Genomic DNA, 17,486 nt, shown 5'->3' with positions numbered 1-17,486 from the left:
ACCCATCGCTCAAAACAGGGCTTTTTTGGGAATATCTATTTCCTTCTTTACAACTTCATACAAATCCTCAACATCCTTCGTCAGGAAGTGGTTCGCGAAAATCTGATACAAAAAAAGTCCTCTCCGATTCACAAGGAATCGAGGAAGACTTGCTTATTTCAGAATGAAACCACGGTCATTTATAAGCGTTTCCCATTCACTTAAGTACATATAATCCTTCGTACCCAGCGGATTGTCGAGCTTCGTGATGAATTCGAGACTGTTGCCGTCCGGATCATTAAAATGAATTTTCGCATGGGCATGCTGGGCAATCGGCATGACGAACGGTTCCGTCCCTTCAAAACCAAACGCCTTACGTGGCGTATAACCACGCTCCGTCAGCCAATGGACCGACTCACGCAAGCCGTCGAGCGAGACATGAAAGGCGATATGCCGGATCGACGGATGATACGGCAACCCGACTTGGTCCGCCTGCCAAAGACCAAGCCAGCTTTGCTCTTCCACAATCCAAAGAAAGGCGATTTTTTCATCCACGATGTGATCGAGTGTCAGACCAAGTCCGGTGTAGAACGCAATCGATTGCTGTAAGTCACGGACCGGCAGATGCGCTTCGTATAACCCGAGAATCATCGACGAACCCCGTGCTTGCCGTTTAACGCCTCGATATAGCGGCTTGCCGAACGCGCGACGGCGGCCTTCGCATCCGTTACGACGACTTTATGAAACGCATCATAAATCTGATTAAAACGGACATTGTCGAGAGCTGCCACCATCTCCTCCACCGTCACGGCCGGCAGTGGAATCAGGTTCGGATAACTGTACATGAAGCTGACCCACGCCCGGTCGGCGACGACACGGACAATGTCTCCGGTCAATAAAATCCCGCGTCCTTCGTCACCAGTCGTCCATTCGAGCACAGTCGCTCCGTCAAAATGACCGCCGATCCGGTGTAACACGACATCGTCAGCTAGCTTCAAACGGTCACCCGACCAAAAGACAATCCGCTCACTCGGACGGGTCACCCATTCCTTGTCCGCTTCATGAATGTACATCGGAATTTCAAATGTTTCCGCCCACTCGACCTGAGTCGCGTAATAGTGCGGATGCGACAAGGCCATCGCGTCGAGTTGTCCCACTTCCTCGATCACACTTTGATCGAGATAAGTGATGCAGTCCCAAAGAATCCGTTTTGTCCCTGTGACGAGGTAAGCTGTCTGCCCGATCCCGAACTTCGGGGTTGTGACGAGACTTTGAAGTCCCGCTTGTTCCTCCGTCACGGTCGTCTGATATGTACCGGACGAAATCATATCCGAAAGTGTCGTCCACGATTGACCGTTTGGATTCACATACTGCCGTTCATCGGTGCAAATCGGACAGATGTCGTCCCGCATTATGTTCTCATCCATTTGGACTCCGCATGTCGTACAAATTAAGTATGTCATGTCTATTTCCCCCTGCTGTTTAAGATTTTCTGACGCGTACCCAAATGATGTTGATCAGGGCAAAAATCAAAGCCCCGGCTACAAATCCAAGTAAGACGCTGCCGTCAAAGGTTCCGTTCGCTTCGTACACAATCAGTAAACCGACAATCGCGCCGATCAAAACACCTAATACACGAAGTGCAATCTTTCCATTTGTCATCGTCATGCCCCCCTTTTGTTCATTTGTTCTACAACGTTCTTGGTGCATCCGCCATCGCGTTAGCGAGAATCATGTAAATAATTAAATTGATCGGAAGCGGAATGACAATGAAAATCAGGCGGACGGCCAATGACGAAATACCGAAGTGTTCCGCGAGTCCGCCGCATACCCCCTGGATCGAGCGGTCTGTTGCTGATCTGCGTAGTGATTGTGCCAATCGTCTCCCCTTCTTTCTTTGATTCCATGTTGGGTGATTCATCCATATGTTACAATAATTAGTATAACGCAACGGGGTTCAATTTTGCAGGGGACAACCCCTTTGATTCGGAATCTGACAGAAAGGACGTGAGACGTTGGATATTTTTTATTTGATTCAGGAACGGGCGTTACCGTTCTCAATTTTGTCTTTACTGATGATGGCGAGTTCCGTCGTCGTGTATGTCGTCTGGAAAAGACAGATCAGCTTGCCGCTGCCGTTGCGTATTTTTACGACTGTCGTTTGCCTGATCTGTATCATAGGTTCGGCCGGATTGATGCTTTTCACACTGTTCGTCGGCTACAATGCCTAAAAGATGCAAGTACGTTAAACAAACAGACGTCACTTTCCCTCGTGAGGAGAATGACGTCTGTTTTTCATTCATCGCATGACTGCCCGCTCAAAAGCGGAAGGAGTGCGGTATTCTTGATTCTGCCAAATCCAACGCTTCGCTGTTCCTTTAGCCAAGCGATAGGTGTTCTGTTCGAATTGATTGCCGGAGCTTGTCTTAAAAAAGTGGGCGACAAACAGATTGTCTCGTCCCGTTGTAAATGTATTGTGGTCAATCCGGTTATCGCGGACATCATGCTGGACCAGCAGTTGTCCCCCTTCCAGCCCTTTCGTATCATTGCCGGTGACCTGATTCCGAGTAATCCGGACCTGCTTCGTTCCGCCCCGCTTCTTGTCGTAGCCGCCAATCGAAATACCGGTAAAGCGGTTTTGTTTGACCAGATTGCCGCTTACCGTGACTTGTTCTGCGTATTTCCCCGCATGTTCACTCGTTACTTCGATGCCGATATCATTCCGCTCGACGGTATTGTTTTCGATTGTCAGTCGTTTTCCACCGTCGACATAAATGCCGGCCGCATTGTACTCCTTGCCGTAAACCGGATTGCCGTAACTTGAACTGTCGGAGACAACATTCCCGGCAATCGTCCCGTTCCGTGCATAATCTTCGGCCGGATTCGTTGCGACCCCTTCATATCCAATTAAGTCGATCCCGATGTTATCGTTGCGCCGAACGATATTGTTCGTGACGGAAAATCCGTCGATGTTGCCGTTCAGCACCAAGGCTTCGCTTGCGCCCAGCCGGTTGTCTTCGACCCGATTTCCCCAGACGGTGATCTGCTTCAGCCGACCGGTTCCATAGATTGCAATCCCGTGGGCGTTGCCGTCTTTGGCGTTCGTCTTGATCCGACGGACCTGATTGTCGATCAATTGAATATTCCGCCCTGTGCCGGTGACAAACATTCCGATCGGCGTCTCATTAGTTCGTGTTGTTTCGATGTCTGCGACCACCAGTCCTTGAATCGTCACGTACTGTCGATTTTCAATCCGGATGAGCGTCGTGTCTCCATCTTTCGACTTCAACGTCTTCCCACTTAAGACCACTTTCTCCTTTTGATAATTCCTAAAGACGACCGGTGCTTGTTTCGTCCCGCTGTACTTGACGGTCAACGCTTCCGGATATGTTCCTTTACGCAGATAGACCGTTGTCCCGGCTTTCGCAAGCTGACTGGCTCGTTTCAGTGTTTTCAGCGGTTGTTTGATGGAACCGGTATTCGTATCCTGGCCGGTCGGCGCGACATAGAAAACTTTTTTCGCAGCTGTCGACTCCGCCGGTTGTTGTTGCCAAGTCGCCGAACAGCCAAACAGTCCGAGCGACAGTAAAAGAATAAAACGTTTTTTCATATAAATCCGTCCTTCCTGTGACACCTGATCAGATTGTAAATATCATCCATTCCCTTTACACTGAATGTACTTACATATGAAGGACGTGACGTGGATGTTGAAACAACTGCTTGTCTGTTCACTATCGGCTCTTTTACTTGCCGGTTGCACCGCAGAAGAAACCGGTCCGAAAAAAGTCATCAAATCAACGGAACTGCCGTTGACACTTAAATTCGTTGAGTCCAAAAAACCGGCAGATGCCTTTGTAAATAGCGCGACCTATCTCATGACCGGTCAAACGGATCAACCCCTTTACCTGACCGGAATCGAGTATTTTGCGTCGGGCAAGCAGAAAATCTGGTTTTCCGAGACCATCAAACCCGGTCAATATGACGGAATATCACTGAAACTCAGTCAACAGTCTGATCGCACAAAAGGCTACCGGTCCTACAGATATGAGCTCGAGAGTACGATGAATGAGTGGTCCGAAGAATCAAATGATTTTAAAAAATTCTTGATGACGGGTGTCGAGTTTCAAAACCAATCATTCCATGCATCTGAATATGACCTGTTGATGTTAGAAAAGTCGACCGTCCATGAGTCCATGGTCGGAAGATCATTAGCTGCTATCGATTCTCCTGCAGGCATCAAACTCAAAAAGGGCGAGCATGCTTTTACGATTTCATTATCGACTAAATCCTTCGGTACACCAAGTGCACGTACACTATGAAAACAGACCTGTCTCTTTATCGAAAAGAGGCAGGTCTGTTTCGTTCAGTGCCGCTGATGCGGCAAGGGAATCGTCAACGGTTTAAAGTCCGGTCCGAGCAGGATCTTCATCAAAAAAATCAGCTGTCCGGTGTGATAGGCATAATGCGCGAGTTGCCGTTCCATCGCGTCGACGACGAGATGCGGTTCGCCGCGGATTAAAACGGTCCGTTCCAAATCGTCCGGTGTCAAGGAAGCAAGCGTTGATTCGACGAGTTGCCAGCCGTCGTTCCACAGTGTCAGCAAGGTCTCTTTATCATGCCCCTGGTCGACAAACTCGGCGTCCCGGTTGCGGTCCGGCTTTTCCCCGTCCGTCGTCAAAAAATCGGTCCAGCGTGACGTCATATTGTTCGTCATATGCTGAATCAACAACGCGACGCTGTTCGTATCCGGTGCCAGTGTCTGATGGAACTGTTCCTCGTTCAGCCAACCGAGTGCCTGCTCCGCCGGTTCGCGGACGGCCCGGAACCTCGCTTGAATTGCCGTCAAATACACCTCTTCAAACGCCATTTTATTTCCTCCCTTTGCTGTTAGTCCATCACGAAGTCCACACCGTTTGCTCCTTCGACCGGTATCGTCCGTAACGTTTTTAAGTTGTCATCCGTGACGATCAATTTGCCTTTTCCGGAAAGTGACGTTTTACTTTCCGTGAAATACGACGTTTTCTGATACGGATTCCGGTAGAGGTACCGGTAATAGTGACCCTGCTTCCAGAAATCCGGTCGGACCTCTTCAACCCGGAACGCTTGTCCGAACGTCCACTTCACAAGCCGTTGATCGGTATCGTTTTCACCGGTGCCGATGATTTGATAACCGGTCTGTTTGTTGATCATCCGCATCGGTTCCGTTGCCCAGTAGTTGACATCATCTAATACTGAAAATGACTTTTGCTGCATCGTTCCGTCCGTCTTCAGCCGGATCATCACGCCGTCGGTCGTCGCAAAATACGCGGTGTCTTTCGCACCGTATAACGCCGTATAGGCATACGGTTCGTCCGCTTTTCGAATGACGCGTGATTTTCCGGTCGTCTGGTCGAGCAGAACCATACCAGCCGCCCCTTCTTGATCATCCTCGGTACCGTTGTTGGCATAAGCAATCGTCTGATTCAGTTCAAGAATCGGTGAATCAAAGACCGGCATCAGCCGATCTTCAATCGGATACCGCTTGTCTGTCCGGACGTTGATTAACTGAATGTTTTCCTTTGGCTTCGAGGCATTCGATTCCAGCCAGACATCTTTCCCGTAATGGGAAACGGATGTGATCGCTGTATTCGGGACCTGATGTTTTGTAAACGTGCCCCGTTTTAAATCATACGTAAAAAAGTGATCTGCTTCGATGCCTTGCGGATGATGCGCATAGATGTGTCGCGGGTCGGTTCCTTTTTGTGACAGCCTCATCCAATAGAAATCCGGGTCAACAATCGCTTCCCTCTTCAGCTCTTTACCCGTTTTCGACAGTGTCGTCATCAATCCCGGTTCCTGCGGATCATCCTGTGTTTCCTTAAAACGATTAATATCGCTTCCGTACAGCAGGATGACCTGACCATCTTTTGGTGTGAACGTCATCGCCGTGAGATCCTTCGAAATAACCGGATAGGAAACGGCTTTTGGTTCCTCCGGACGCAATCCGAGATATAAAGCACCTGCACTGATAAAAACGGCCAGGCCCGCCGCTCCGTAGAGCATTCGTTTTTTCCATGATTGAAGCACTGCTATCATCCTCTTCTCTGTCATTCTCTTTTTAATTATACGCATTTACTGGAAAATTGACCCTAATTTAAATAGAGAAAGACCAAGGATTTACGGAATAAATACCCAGTACTTTTTTTATTCAGGTGTCATTCATTTTTTGAAAAACTGTCCGATAGATTAGTAAGCAACACGAATTACTCATCAGGAGGTTTATATGAACACGACTCGGACTCATTCCATCAGAACACGTTTACTGCTCATCATCAGCTTGATTCTCATCCTGTTCTTTGTTTTCAGCAGTGTCTCGCTTTACCTGACGACGAAACAAACGGCGTTATCGACGCTTAAAAAGACAGCGGAACAGGATGCGCTCCGGATTGCCAAAACGGTTGATTCCGACGCCTACCAAACATTTTTAACGAATCCGACGAACGACGCGACGTATGACCAATTACGCGAATCGCTTGATCAATTACGCAAACAAAACGGCTTGTTGTATGTCTATACGGCAAAAATCGATCAAGACAAGGTCAAACTGTTGATTGACGGGCTTCCGGTTGCTGACGCCGCTAAGATCAATGATCCGGCAACAGGGGCTGTCGCCTCTGACATGAAAGAAGTTTTACAGGGAAAAACCCACGCAACTGATGTCATTGATGATCCAAAGTACGGAAAATATATCAGCGTCTACGTCCCCTTAAAAAGTCCGACCGGTGACATCATCGGCATTTTAGGAACCGACATTGCCGCGAAAGATGTCGAGAACTTGACGTCGGCGATGCTCAAACAATCGTTGCCGCTCTTCATCGGTCTATTGGTCGGTTTACTGGCTATGACACTGGGGCTCCTCTACTACATACTCGGTCGAAAACTGAAACCGCTCGAAACGCTTCAATCCGTTGCGCGAATGATTGCCTACGGAAAACTTTCGCAAGCCGATCAGACGATGCAACAACTGAAGATTCCGGCAAAAGATGAAATCTACACGCTCGCCCGTTCGATTCAGCAGATGAACGAAACACTCCGCCTGATGATCGTCGACATCAAACGGACGACGGCTCTCGTCACGGACACGAGTCAGGCGATTGATGCCGGGACGACGGAAGTCCTCGACGGTTCAACGCAGATTGCCGAGACGATGTCGGAAATCGCGACCGGTACGGAAAGTCAAACGCACACGACACTCGCCTTGACCGATGAGATGACCGGCTTCTCTTCGCTCGTTCAAAAGACGACCGATGACAGTCAGCACATCGAACAGACGGTTGAGACGATGCGTGTCGCGACACGCGACGGACAAACGCAGATGAAACAGTCCGTCATCCGGATGAACACGATTCATACGCACGTCGTCGAAGCGACGGAGCAGGTCCGACAACTGAAACAACAATCCACCGACATCCAAGCGCTCGTCACGATCATCCGCGACATCGCGGCACAGACGAACTTACTCGCACTTAATGCGGCCATCGAAGCGGCTCGTGCCGGCGAACAGGGCAAAGGGTTTGCTGTCGTCGCAACCGAGGTCAAACAGTTATCGACGCATGTCGCGAGCAGTGTCAATCAGATTGCTGCAATCGTCCAGAATATCACCGGGAATTCGACGCAAATGGAAGTCCGGTTCGCCGAGACCTTACAGGAGACGGTCTCCGGTCAACAGGAGATTCAAGCGACGGACGGCTCGTTCACCCAAATCGCGGAACAAGTCGGAACAGTCGCGGCGTCCGCTGCCGGAATGCGTCAACAAATGCTTGACGTTGCCAGAACGGAAGCCCAGATTCGCAATGCCCTGACGGAAATTGCCGCTGTCGCCGAAGAACACACGGCCGGCAATGAAGAAGTAGCGGCGGAGTCCGAGCAGATGATTGCGACAATCACCGGACTGCATGTCCTCGTCGAAACGTTGAATGAAACATCGACCTACTTAACGAATCAGACGGAGAAATTCGATCTGACGTCATGAAAAAACGTCCGTTTCCTTACGAGGAGACGGACGTTTGTTTTCGGTGGAATCGTAAATATAAAATGAGCCTACTTTTTCACGGATTCAGTCGAGGATTGTATCATGTCGTTCGTTTTATTCTTGAGCGCATCCGGCACAAGCGGAGATTGCAATGCCCGGGTCATCTGTTGGATAGAGGGATTGGTTTCGAGCGTATTTTTAAGTTCGACGGTCCCGTGTGTTGAAAAGGCAGTATGCCACTTTTCCGATTTTAAGTACCGCGTCGCAAACAGGTACGTTTGACCTTTTTTTAACAGGGCGTCTTCGTTGTATAGAACCAGAATGCGATGCCCGCCTGGATTTTTTTCGAAGCCGCCCAGTTGATTGACTGTGATATGACCGTTTAACGTTCCCTTCAAGTTTTTTTTCACTTGAACCGCATACTGTGTTTCAGGAAATCCGTCAGGACGTCTGCTGCTCACTTCCGTTATGACTTCACCTATGAATACGTTGTCCGCGGCACCTGCAAGGAGTTGAGGATTCGAGAAATCCGCAATCTCATTCCGTTGACGGTATACCAGTTCAGGAGGCTTTGTCATATTTATATAGTAGAAAGTTAAAATACCTAAGACTACAGCTACAGTCGTGAGTAGACCTTTTTTCATTCTGGACCCTCCCCCTTGGTTCATTCGCTTCACTTGTTCGAACAGCGTCTGATGCCGTTCATAACGGTAAGATGTATTTTCTATTATTTTACAATGAGGATATCGTTATTTCTACTCCGATGGACGTTATTCTGTTGACTGGAATGTAAAGCGTCCGTTTCCTTGCGAGGAGACGGACGCTTGTTTATGATAAAATTTGATTTGATATTGCTAGCGGCTACATACGAACCGCCCCAACTGAAAGGATGATTGACGATGAAACAAATCCATCACCTCTGTATCCAGACGACCGACTACACCGCGTCAAAAACGTTTTATGAACAACTGGGATTCGAACTGGTCCAAGAATCCCCTGATTTCCACACACGTGCTTTTAACAGTTGGTTGAAGCTCGGTGATTTTTACATCGAACTGCAGACGAACAAAGTCGACGAGACCTTGACGCCTTATACGAAACATACGTCCGGCCCCGTTCATTTCGCACTATACGTCGATGATCTGCAGGCAGAAGTCGCACGGCTCGAACAACTCGGTATGCCGTTTTTGCCGAAACACGGCGGTAACATCTACTTCGTCGTCGACGGTCACCTCAGTAAGTTAAAAGCCCCGGAAGGAACGATCATCGAGTTACGGGATACATGGACGATTAACGGCTGAGACAGTTCCGTGTTACTTACGGTTAATCGTTTCATTTAATTTGGTACGATATCGATCATTCCAGGAAGGTTCGCCCTTGATGAGATCGTCACAGAACGCGGCGACATCCGGTCCCGTGATGTCTGTGACGGTTTTCCCTTCTGCTGCCCCCATCTCAAACAAGTCGAGTAATCCCTCAAAAATGCGACGGGTCGACGGCCAATCCACCGGTCCTCCGGCAATCGCCAGATACTTCTGAATCGCACGATAGGCATGGAGATAGTCGGCAGGTAAAGTTTTCGCGCGACGCTCCATCGCGCGGTAGTGCCGTTTATCATCTAAGTTACCCATGATTTTTTCAACGATACTCATACTCGTTCTCCTTTCGGTTGACTCATTTTCAGCTCTGTCAGCTTGCTTGAAACGAAGCGCCAACGCTCCCAGAACGAAGCCAGCCGCGCTTGACCGGCAGCATTCAAGGTATAAAACTTCCGTGGTGGTCCTTGTGTCGATGGTTTTTTGACGGTATCGACGAGTTGATTTTTTTCAAGCCGCATCGTGATCGTGTAGACCGTTCCTTCCACTACATCCGTAAAGCCCAACTCACGTAACTGTCTTGTGATTTCATATCCGTACGTCTCTTCCCGGCTGATGATTTCGAGCACACATCCTTCGAGCACGCCTTTCAACATTTCTGTGATGTCTTCCACGGCATTCCCTCCACTTCAGTACTCTGTATTAATATCTACAAGTATATAGTATAACTAACTAGTGAATGTGTCAATGAGGGATTAAATGTTTTGACTGCAAACGATCATGTTGATGTATGTATTAGCAAGTAGTTAAAAAAAAGGAAAAAACAACGCATGCCGACTACAATCATGCGTTGTTTTATGTATAGCCATCAAATTATTTTATAAGATTCAAGGTTTTGTGCGGGAAATGTTCGAACCCATTTACCGTATTTTGCTCAGGCTTATTCATGTAAAGTTATCTCAAATACTGTTAACCTAAGACCAGTAGGGAAAATATGGTTTGTGTGATTTTCAAAAAAATAAAATAAGGAAAATTTATCACGACCACTCTCTATTTATGGTACAGATGATTTCTCATTTTCAAACATTTTAAACACAACGACAAAGGAGGAGTGGTTTTGAAGAAGTTACTCTTGTTCGTTGTACTCCTCACGGGAACAATCGTTTTAAACGGGTGTACAACCATGACTTCAACCAAAATAAGTGACGATAGACCGGTAATTCATTTTGATGCAACTTCAATCCTTTCGCTTGGCCGTGCTCATCAAATAAAGATGCTTATGCTGTCTAGTGTCCCTACAGATTCAGTCGCTGTGTCAGATGCGAATGACCAGTTACGCGTGATGAAAGCAGATAATTCCAAGCACTTAGAAGAGATGACCATTCTACAGCACGATGAACCCGCTGCGGAAGAATTTAAAACCCTTGTCATCGACTATCTTGAAGTAGAAAACGCATATATAGACAAAAAGATTGAGAGCCTTTATTCAGACAACGTACGTCACCCGAGTCGATTTTCGATGGAGACACTGTATTCAAGAGTCGATGCTGAACTCCCTAACTTCCGATATGAGCCGAATTAACAATCAAAACTCTTTCTGAGCGAACAGTTGAATTCCATCAATTTGCAAGATCTCAATAATATAAAAAGATTCGAATTGATACGATGAAGGGATTTTCCAATCAAAAAAAGTAATTTATTCTGAAAAGAGGAATCAGGCAATGAATTTAAACTATCAAATGACTTTTGAAGACTTTATGGCACTACAAAAGGATGCTTTAAACAGGACACGCCATCATCAAGCAAGATCTAATGTGGCTTTCATAGCGTTGGCTCTGATGGTGTTGCTACTCAGCCTTATCATTTTCACTATTCTCGAACCACTTTTTCTTGGGTTTTTTTCGGAAAATGTACGCCAACTCATCATCATCTGCTTGTCTTTTGTTCCAGTTCTCTTATTGAAATCGACTTTAGTAAAGTATTATGAATTCGTTACACTCCGGCAAGTGAGATCTTCACTTAAAAACGATAAGCGATGGCCGCGAAATGTAACGTTACACCTTCATGAAACGGGCATTCAATCAAATTCCATGTATAACGGTATCGTTAAAAACACGGACATCGCATGGGAAGAGTTTAAAGCAGTCAGTGAAGATGATGACCGCCTCTTCCTCTACTTTGAAAATAACGAAGCACTTATTTTACCGAAAACTTACTCTTCATGGACTGAAACAGAACACATGCTGCTTCGTGATTTAATAAAACAACACTTGAACCATGACTTTAGACAAGAAAAAAAATAACCGTCTGTTTACAGTTCTATTCTTAATCTAAACGCCCCCTACCTTTGCTGTACTTAAAGGTGGGGGGCGTTTACATTCATAAGGTTTGATAACTTTTCCCGCTCTCTCAAACGTATACCTGTTAAAGAATGGTGCTTGTATACCTAAGATACTAAATTGGTACCGAACAGACGTATTTTCACTTGATTCCTAAATTCTCGAGATAAGTCGTTTTTGTCTTGTCGAGTTCATCGGACACCACTTTCAGTTCTTTGCGGACATATTGGTCGTCACGCTTTTGATACACACTGTGTTGCGGCGATTGCTGGTCCGGTACATCATAATATAATTCAATCCAGTCCCCGTCATCACTGACCTCGATACCGGTCTCTTTCCGCTCGAGTGGTGCCTTGTTCTGACGAATACGTTCTTCGTTCTCAAGTTTCAGCACGGTCTCGATGGGTTCGTTGAATTTCTTTTGATAGTCTGGTGGCGGCTCCGGTTCTCTGAATATGTAAAATACGATCAGCGCGCCCAGACTGACAAGCAGCATCTTTCGAAAATTCATTTTCCCACTCCTGTTCGATAGGTCTCAACTGTTCGTTTCAAACTGACAGGCAATCCGTAAATCAGACCGTTTGTCCCAGCCTTTATCAGTCACCCGTTGTTGAAAGATGGCGTGGCGCGGTAATCCTTTTGAAAACAACGGGGTTGGACGAATCGTCCGGGTCTGTAAATCTGATGCGCCATATGCCAGGTACAACTGAAATTGTCCGTCTGTTAACTTCGCCGCAATCGCCGTCACCGTCTCCGGAAAATGTGCGATTGCGTCACAGGTCGATTGATACGGTGGCAACTCGTTTTTTAGATGCATCCGGGCCTGATTTTTGACCGACCATGGCAACGGCTTCCACGATTTCAACTGTTCCTCATACTGTTTTTCCGCTTCTTCCGATTTATCTGCCGTGTCGTAATATACGACATCGATGTCCTGTTCCTCCGTCAAAGTCAGTCCCCAGATCAATGACCGGATATAGCCGGCGCAAATCCAGGCGTCCGGCAGTCCGAGCCGGTCGACGAGCATTAACTGTTCACGCAGTGTTTCATTTTCGGATAATGAATTGTAAATTTCGTTTGTTCCTTGCATCGATTGGCCTCCATTTAAGTCTTCAGCTTTTTCCACGTCTTCGGATACGTCCGCAACTCTTTTTTCGTCGGATGCTCGGGATCGAGTACTTTTCCGCGGCGTTCAAGAACCGTATCCGTCAGTAAAAGCACAACGGCGAGCAACAGATAAACACCGATACTGGTGAAGAACGGCAGACTCAGATTTAATACGACCGGCAGGAACAGACCGACCAATACGATGAAACAATAATCAATCACGTACTGGATCTGGATGATCCGCTTCATTGCCGGGTTCGGCGTCAACGCCATATCCCGATTGACTTCTTTTGAGTGCAGGCGGGCAATCAGCACCAGCGCAACGATGAGAACGGCGAACGGCCAGTAAGCGCCGCGATTGGCGATAATCAAAATAATACTTGTTCCGTACAACAGTGCACTCAACATGCGTTGTTTCATCAGGCGCCGTTTTGCCTCCTGAATGAACCGGGTTCGCTCCTGTTTATTTTTCATGGATATTTCCTCTCCTTACCAGGACGGCGGGTCATTTCGATGATGGATATCCAGTTCGTGATCGTTTGACGTATACGCACGATCATCCATTGACCGTTCCCGGTAACCGCGTCGTGCCGCTAAAATCGTCATTCCTACAGCAATCACGGCAAATATGCCAATCATAATCATCGCCATTCCTCCTTTTAGAAATCTTCTAATTATATCCTATTCGCTTCCATTTACCGGATGTCCTTTAACCAGATTAAACAGTTGTTCCGTACGATTCCTAAAAATAAATTGATGGAATTTTTAGATAATTATCTCCATTCCGAACCAAAAAGGTTCTTTAATTGTATATAATGGTAAAATAATCATTTTTAAATGAAAAATATGACATAAAAAATCAAGGGAGGAACTGTGATGAGCGATGTATGTAAAAATCCAATCGTCATCCGAATGAATGAACCATCATTTATTGAACCTGTAATTTCGTTTTTTTATAGTCAAAGGATGATTGGAGGAACGGTCGATGCTGAAATTCATCTGGAATTCCTGGTGGCGTAACAAGGAGCGGTTCATCCTGCTCCTCGTCGGCGTCCTCATCGTCAGTACCGGACTCAGTTACCTGATCGGGACGACACAGGCGAGCAACGGCACCGTCGTCGATGAACTGCAGAAACGCTGGGGTTCCTCTTATGATATCGTCGTTCGTCCGCCGGACAGCCGCAGTGTGACGGAAGACTTAAAGTTGCTTGAGCCGAACTATATGAGCGGTCTCGACGGCGGCATCACGATGAAACAGTATAAAACGATTCAAAAAATTTCCGACGTTGAAGTCGCCGCACCGATTGCGATGATCGGAAATTATTATGCGGATGCCCAGATTGGGACATTCGATTTCAAAGAACAAGGCTTCTATAAAATCACCATTCAAGACGTTCAGGATACCGGTTTACGGAAAGAACAACAGTCCAGTTCTTCCTTCTTAGGTGCCGGATGGTCTCCTTCCGAGGGGGATGGCTTGAACCGGGATATTTCACCGCAAGCATTAGGAAAACAACCGCTGATGGAGTTCGGCAGTGCCACCATGCTTGCCGGAATTGATCCGGAAGCAGAAGCAAAACTCGTCGGTCTTGACCAAGCAACCAAAAAAGCGACACACAGCCGTTATTTCACAAGAGACGACATCGCGACAGATAACGGAGACGATGTATGGAATATCCCGTTGATTTTAAATAGTCACGAATACGTCGATGCCTACCGTAAATATCGTTACGAAAAAGTAGACATTCCTTTGGTTAATGATTCGATGACCGAGACAGTTAATGCCATCATGAAAAAAGGCGGCGCATCGCATCTGAAGACACTTCCGGTACAACCCGCTAAGGTGTACAAGATCACGACGAGCGAAACCTCGAAAAAGCTTGTCAACGATATTTTAAAAGGAACGGTCCCGTCTAAACCAACCGGAAGCTTCGACTGGATGTATTTAAAACCGTCTGCCGTCGAATACCAGACACTGACCAGTCCCTATGCTACCCGTTGGCCGTTTGCGTATCAGGTTACACCACAGGAAGTGCCGAAAGATGTCCTGCTGGCAAAACGGACGATGTATCGAAAAGCTCGGTCGTTTGGAGATACATCGATTAATTTAAAGTCTGTGCCTAAAATGAAGTTGAATTTCATCGGTGTCTTTGACCCACAAAAACTGAACATTTCAAAGGATCCGTTAACCGAGCTGCCGATGGAAACGTACTTCCCGGCGAAAGCCCAATGGGTCATGGACAAAAACGAACGTCCCGTTAATCCGGTCCGCGACGTCAAGCCGACAAATGATCCGTATGACTTCCTGACGAAACCGCCGTCGATGCTGACGACACTGGATGCGGCGTTTAAGCTCCGTGGTGATAAAGCCATTTCGGCCATTCGGGTCAACGTCAAAGGGGTCGAAGCCATGAATGCGACAAGCGAAAAAAAATTGCAGGCTGTCGCTCAAGAGATTGAAGACAAGACGGGACTGATTACCGATGTGACACTTGGTTCCTCCCCGCAACTCGCCCTGACCTACCTGCCCGGCTTAAAAAATGAATCTGCTTTAGGTTGGGTTCAGCAGCCGTGGATCAAGCTCGGTTCCTCGATGGCGATTTTTCAAGAGGCGAAAGTCGGCATGAGCGGTGTCATCGCGAGTGTGATTGCCGTTGCTCTCGTTTATGTCTTCAGCTCGAACATTATTTTGCTGTATGCCCGCAAAAAAGAGTTTGCGATTTTACTGTCGCTCGGTTGGCGTCCGCGTCAGTTGTCAAAGCTGCTGTTTTTTGAAGCGACGCTACTCGGTACCTTCGTCGCCCTGATTTCCTGGACGATTCTCGGGTCGTTCTGGCTGACGACGGATCATCCGATTGCGCTCGGACGGATTCTGTTGATCGGACTCGCCGGTCTGTTGATTTACTGGGGCGGGACGCTCGTTCCGATGGCTCTGATCCGCCGCATCCAGCCGTTTGAAAGCATGCGGTCCGGTGAAGTCTCTAAAGGCCGTCGGCTCGTCCGTTCGCAATCGATTTTCGGGATGAGTCTCAATCAGTTGTTCACGTACTGGCAACGGACGTTGCTGTCAGTCGTCGCGATTGCCCTGCCGACGAGTCTGTTCATCTTCTTCCTCTTCGTGACATTCCGGCTGAAAGGCGTCTTGTACGCGACCTGGCTCGGCGAGTACGTCGCGCTTGAAGTCGGTACGATGCACTATGTCGCAATGGCAGTCGCCCTCTTGATTGCCATCCTGACGACAACGGAAATCATGTGGCAAAACGTCAATGAGCGGAAACCGCAACTCGCTGTCTTAAAAGCAACCGGTTGGCGCGACGGTTGGATCCGGCTCCTTGTCCTGACGGAAGGCATGTTAACCGGTTTATTCGCCGGTCTGATTGGTCTCCTGATTGCGCTCGCCATGATCGGATACGTCTACAATCAGTTCCCGGTCAACGAGCTCTTGTTCCTCAGCGTGATGCTGTTCATCCCGGTCGTGACCGGCGTCCTCGGTGCCCTTTTACCAGCACAACGGGCCGTCCGGATTACGCCGAATGCGGCGATCGGCAGTGTCGCCGTCAATACCCAGGCGACGGAACGCCGCTTTAAACTGGCCCTTGGCACGATCGGCGTCGCCTTGGTCGCCGGCGTTACGAGCCTGTTCCTGTTTGCTGCAAACGAAGATATCACGCAAACACCAAAACAGGCGCAGGATAAACCGCCTGCCGTTCAAACGACAGGTGCGAAAATCGCTGATTCAAAACAGACCGAGTCGAAGAAAAAGACGGCGGTTTCGCAGACGGAAACGGATAAAAAAATCAAGAAGCTGATGAAAAAAGGTATGGTGCAGACGACTCCGGGCGGCGAACAGATCAGCAATCAGTTCTTTTATGTCGATCCGCTGATCGAGACACCGAAAGAACTGGATTTACAAGAAAAACCGGGTTACCGTTTTGTGACGGTTCCGGTGACCATGCAGGATAATCAGGACCCCCGCTCAAAAGGGTCCGTCGCCAACTACCGGCCAAGCACTTATGCGATGACCGCTCCTGACGGGAAAGAATACTTGCCGGTTGATTATGTCAATCATAATGAAAAAGCCTGGAAGTTCAGCTATCAGTATGTTTCGGGCGAAAAATCACATGTTGATCTCGTCTATCAAGTACCGGAAGACGAAAAAGTATTGGTCCTGTATGCATCGGACGATGCGTTTCCGAGAACGGTCACCGTCAAAATCGAATTGCGTCCGGTAGCAAAGGCATTGACGGATCAAGAAGAGAAAGCCGTCAAACAGATGATGGACAAAGGTGTCGTTCAGACCTATCCCGGTGATCCAAATCAGAAAAAATCGGTGTTTCATGTGGATGCTATGTTGCCGAATCCGCCGAAAGAATTGAAGTTAAAACCGCGCAACGGCTACCGGTTGGTCACGTTACCGTTGATTTTTCAGGATACATTCGAATCTTACGATGGAGGCTTCCTAGAATATCGGCCGAATACGTTTACGTTACAAGCAACTGACGGAACCGAGTATGAACAAATCGATTATCTCAATCGGAACGAAAAAGCATGGAAAAACGGGTTCCAGTACTATTATCCGTTGCGTTCGCGCGTTGATTTTGTATATGAAGTACCGGACGATCAGCACGTCTTCGTCATGTATGCATCAAGTCCAGCCTTCCCGAAACCGACAACCGTCAAAGTCGAACTGGACTAAAAAATGCTCTCTTCCGTCATTGGAAGGGAGCATTTTTG

The 17,486-nt window shown here is 47.7% G+C and carries 21 protein-coding genes; 7 read left to right on the top strand and 14 right to left on the bottom strand.

The window, feature by feature from the left end; translation table 11 throughout:
- Positions 1–153 precede the first annotated feature (153 nt).
- Genes R7V76_RS06985 through R7V76_RS06970 form a run of 4 tightly spaced genes read right to left on the bottom strand, consistent with a single transcriptional unit; the run spans position 154 to position 1,858 of the window.
- The gene (locus tag R7V76_RS06985) at positions 154–630 is read right to left on the bottom strand and encodes a VOC family protein (protein WP_318091752.1); all 477 of its coding nucleotides are present in this window, start codon (positions 628–630) and stop codon (positions 154–156) included.
- Positions 627–1,442, bottom strand: a complete 816-nt coding sequence (locus tag R7V76_RS06980; protein ID WP_318091751.1) for a hypothetical protein — start codon at positions 1,440–1,442, stop codon at positions 627–629. Before R7V76_RS06980 ends, R7V76_RS06985 begins: the two co-directional genes overlap by 4 nt.
- A gap of 19 nt (positions 1,443–1,461) precedes the next feature.
- Entirely contained in the window at positions 1,462–1,641 is a 180-nt protein-coding gene (locus tag R7V76_RS06975) for a hypothetical protein (RefSeq protein ID WP_114595807.1), read from the bottom strand.
- A 28-nt stretch (positions 1,642–1,669) separates the two neighbouring features.
- Positions 1,670–1,858 (bottom strand): PspC domain-containing protein, encoded by a 189-nt coding sequence (locus R7V76_RS06970; protein ID WP_012370394.1) that lies wholly within the window; start codon positions 1,856–1,858, stop codon positions 1,670–1,672.
- 136 nt (positions 1,859–1,994) lie between these two features.
- Here R7V76_RS06970 and R7V76_RS06965 point away from each other — a divergent pair, with 136 nt between their 5' ends.
- Positions 1,995–2,210 (top strand): hypothetical protein, encoded by a 216-nt coding sequence (locus tag R7V76_RS06965; RefSeq protein ID WP_318091749.1) that lies wholly within the window; start codon positions 1,995–1,997, stop codon positions 2,208–2,210.
- Between the two features lie 68 nt (positions 2,211–2,278).
- Here the strand turns inward: R7V76_RS06965 and R7V76_RS06960 are convergent, their stop codons facing one another.
- Entirely contained in the window at positions 2,279–3,589 is a 1,311-nt protein-coding gene (locus R7V76_RS06960; RefSeq protein WP_318091748.1) for a right-handed parallel beta-helix repeat-containing protein, read from the bottom strand.
- 94 nt (positions 3,590–3,683) lie between these two features.
- Between R7V76_RS06960 and R7V76_RS06955 the strand changes: the two genes are divergently transcribed.
- Positions 3,684–4,298, top strand: coding sequence for a hypothetical protein (locus R7V76_RS06955; protein WP_318091747.1), 615 nt, complete (start codon positions 3,684–3,686; stop codon positions 4,296–4,298).
- A 44-nt stretch (positions 4,299–4,342) separates the two neighbouring features.
- Here R7V76_RS06955 and R7V76_RS06950 read toward each other — a convergent pair whose 3' ends face one another.
- Together R7V76_RS06950 and R7V76_RS06945 are read right to left on the bottom strand one after the other, a co-directional pair.
- Positions 4,343–4,846: a DUF1572 family protein gene (locus R7V76_RS06950; RefSeq protein WP_318091746.1), complete on the bottom strand. Its 504-nt coding sequence runs from the start codon at positions 4,844–4,846 to the stop codon at positions 4,343–4,345.
- Positions 4,847–4,866: 20 nt separating this feature from the next.
- On the bottom strand, positions 4,867–6,054 hold the full coding sequence (locus R7V76_RS06945; protein WP_318091745.1) for a hypothetical protein: 1,188 nt from the start codon (positions 6,052–6,054) through the stop codon (positions 4,867–4,869).
- Between the two features lie 187 nt (positions 6,055–6,241).
- On the opposite strand from R7V76_RS06945, the gene R7V76_RS06940 reads away from it, so the two are divergent.
- Positions 6,242–7,990, top strand: coding sequence for a methyl-accepting chemotaxis protein (locus R7V76_RS06940; protein ID WP_318091743.1), 1,749 nt, complete (start codon positions 6,242–6,244; stop codon positions 7,988–7,990).
- Positions 7,991–8,058: 68 nt separating this feature from the next.
- Here the strand turns inward: R7V76_RS06940 and R7V76_RS06935 are convergent, their stop codons facing one another.
- Positions 8,059–8,568 (bottom strand): hypothetical protein, encoded by a 510-nt coding sequence (locus R7V76_RS06935; protein WP_318091742.1) that lies wholly within the window; start codon positions 8,566–8,568, stop codon positions 8,059–8,061.
- Positions 8,569–8,889: 321 nt separating this feature from the next.
- Here R7V76_RS06935 and R7V76_RS06930 point away from each other — a divergent pair, with 321 nt between their 5' ends.
- Positions 8,890–9,291 carry a VOC family protein gene (locus R7V76_RS06930; RefSeq protein WP_318091741.1) on the top strand — a complete coding sequence of 134 codons (402 nt, stop codon included), beginning with the start codon at positions 8,890–8,892 and terminating at the stop codon, positions 9,289–9,291.
- A 12-nt stretch (positions 9,292–9,303) separates the two neighbouring features.
- Here R7V76_RS06930 and R7V76_RS06925 read toward each other — a convergent pair whose 3' ends face one another.
- Both R7V76_RS06925 and R7V76_RS06920 read right to left on the bottom strand, forming a co-directional pair.
- Complete coding sequence (locus tag R7V76_RS06925) at positions 9,304–9,642, bottom strand: DUF1048 domain-containing protein (RefSeq protein WP_318091740.1); 339 nt, start codon at positions 9,640–9,642, stop codon at positions 9,304–9,306.
- Positions 9,639–9,980 (bottom strand): PadR family transcriptional regulator, encoded by a 342-nt coding sequence (locus R7V76_RS06920; RefSeq protein WP_114595817.1) that lies wholly within the window; start codon positions 9,978–9,980, stop codon positions 9,639–9,641. Before R7V76_RS06920 ends, R7V76_RS06925 begins: the two co-directional genes overlap by 4 nt.
- Positions 9,981–10,423: 443 nt before the next feature.
- On the opposite strand from R7V76_RS06920, the gene R7V76_RS06915 reads away from it, so the two are divergent.
- Both R7V76_RS06915 and R7V76_RS06910 read left to right on the top strand, forming a co-directional pair.
- Positions 10,424–10,888 (top strand): hypothetical protein, encoded by a 465-nt coding sequence (locus R7V76_RS06915; protein ID WP_318091738.1) that lies wholly within the window; start codon positions 10,424–10,426, stop codon positions 10,886–10,888.
- A 139-nt stretch (positions 10,889–11,027) separates the two neighbouring features.
- The gene (locus R7V76_RS06910) at positions 11,028–11,609 is read left to right on the top strand and encodes a YcxB family protein (protein WP_318091737.1); all 582 of its coding nucleotides are present in this window, start codon (positions 11,028–11,030) and stop codon (positions 11,607–11,609) included.
- A gap of 178 nt (positions 11,610–11,787) precedes the next feature.
- On the opposite strand, the gene R7V76_RS06905 is transcribed toward R7V76_RS06910, so the two are convergent.
- The 4 genes from R7V76_RS06905 to R7V76_RS06890 are packed head-to-tail and all read right to left on the bottom strand — an operon-like array spanning position 11,788 to position 13,397.
- On the bottom strand, positions 11,788–12,156 hold the full coding sequence (locus tag R7V76_RS06905) for a hypothetical protein (RefSeq protein ID WP_318091736.1): 369 nt from the start codon (positions 12,154–12,156) through the stop codon (positions 11,788–11,790).
- Between the two features lie 24 nt (positions 12,157–12,180).
- Complete coding sequence (locus R7V76_RS06900) at positions 12,181–12,771, bottom strand: nucleotidyltransferase family protein (protein ID WP_318091735.1); 591 nt, start codon at positions 12,769–12,771, stop codon at positions 12,181–12,183.
- Positions 12,750–13,226 carry a hypothetical protein gene (locus R7V76_RS06895; protein WP_318091733.1) on the bottom strand — a complete coding sequence of 159 codons (477 nt, stop codon included), beginning with the start codon at positions 13,224–13,226 and terminating at the stop codon, positions 12,750–12,752. The genes R7V76_RS06900 and R7V76_RS06895 overlap by 22 nt, the downstream gene beginning before the upstream one ends.
- A 15-nt stretch (positions 13,227–13,241) precedes the next feature.
- Positions 13,242–13,397 carry a hypothetical protein gene (locus R7V76_RS06890; RefSeq protein ID WP_012370382.1) on the bottom strand — a complete coding sequence of 52 codons (156 nt, stop codon included), beginning with the start codon at positions 13,395–13,397 and terminating at the stop codon, positions 13,242–13,244.
- Between the two features lie 340 nt (positions 13,398–13,737).
- On the opposite strand from R7V76_RS06890, the gene R7V76_RS06885 reads away from it, so the two are divergent.
- On the top strand, positions 13,738–17,448 hold the full coding sequence (locus tag R7V76_RS06885) for an FtsX-like permease family protein (protein WP_318091732.1): 3,711 nt from the start codon (positions 13,738–13,740) through the stop codon (positions 17,446–17,448).
- Positions 17,449–17,486 lie beyond the last annotated feature (38 nt).

This window comes from Exiguobacterium artemiae (assembly GCF_033342815.1).
Taxonomy (GTDB): Bacteria; Bacillota; Bacilli; order Exiguobacteriales; family Exiguobacteriaceae; genus Exiguobacterium_A; species Exiguobacterium_A artemiae_A.
This window is presented reverse-complemented; position numbering and strand designations above follow the sequence as displayed.

Bases quoted from the DNA above. Each gene is read 5' to 3' on its own strand.
- R7V76_RS06925 (WP_318091740.1), bottom strand. From the start codon at position 9,642: ATGAGTATCGTTGAAAAAATCATGGGTAACTTAGATGATAAACGGCAC.
- R7V76_RS06955 (WP_318091747.1), top strand. From the start codon at position 3,684: ATGTTGAAACAACTGCTTGTCTGTTCACTATCGGCTCTTTTACTTGCC.
- R7V76_RS06975 (WP_114595807.1), bottom strand. From the start codon at position 1,641: ATGACAAATGGAAAGATTGCACTTCGTGTATTAGGTGTTTTGATCGGC.
- R7V76_RS06950 (WP_318091746.1), bottom strand. From the start codon at position 4,846: ATGGCGTTTGAAGAGGTGTATTTGACGGCAATTCAAGCGAGGTTCCGG.
- R7V76_RS06910 (WP_318091737.1), top strand. From the start codon at position 11,028: ATGAATTTAAACTATCAAATGACTTTTGAAGACTTTATGGCACTACAA.
- R7V76_RS06985 (WP_318091752.1), bottom strand. From the start codon at position 630: ATGATTCTCGGGTTATACGAAGCGCATCTGCCGGTCCGTGACTTACAG.
- R7V76_RS06885 (WP_318091732.1), top strand. From the start codon at position 13,738: ATGCTGAAATTCATCTGGAATTCCTGGTGGCGTAACAAGGAGCGGTTC.
- R7V76_RS06895 (WP_318091733.1), bottom strand. From the start codon at position 13,226: ATGAAAAATAAACAGGAGCGAACCCGGTTCATTCAGGAGGCAAAACGG.
- R7V76_RS06930 (WP_318091741.1), top strand. From the start codon at position 8,890: ATGAAACAAATCCATCACCTCTGTATCCAGACGACCGACTACACCGCG.
- R7V76_RS06960 (WP_318091748.1), bottom strand. From the start codon at position 3,589: ATGAAAAAACGTTTTATTCTTTTACTGTCGCTCGGACTGTTTGGCTGT.
- R7V76_RS06940 (WP_318091743.1), top strand. From the start codon at position 6,242: ATGAACACGACTCGGACTCATTCCATCAGAACACGTTTACTGCTCATC.
- R7V76_RS06945 (WP_318091745.1), bottom strand. From the start codon at position 6,054: ATGATAGCAGTGCTTCAATCATGGAAAAAACGAATGCTCTACGGAGCG.
- R7V76_RS06935 (WP_318091742.1), bottom strand. From the start codon at position 8,568: ATGACAAAGCCTCCTGAACTGGTATACCGTCAACGGAATGAGATTGCG.
- R7V76_RS06905 (WP_318091736.1), bottom strand. From the start codon at position 12,156: ATGAATTTTCGAAAGATGCTGCTTGTCAGTCTGGGCGCGCTGATCGTA.
- R7V76_RS06890 (WP_012370382.1), bottom strand. From the start codon at position 13,397: ATGATTATGATTGGCATATTTGCCGTGATTGCTGTAGGAATGACGATT.
- R7V76_RS06980 (WP_318091751.1), bottom strand. From the start codon at position 1,442: ATGACATACTTAATTTGTACGACATGCGGAGTCCAAATGGATGAGAAC.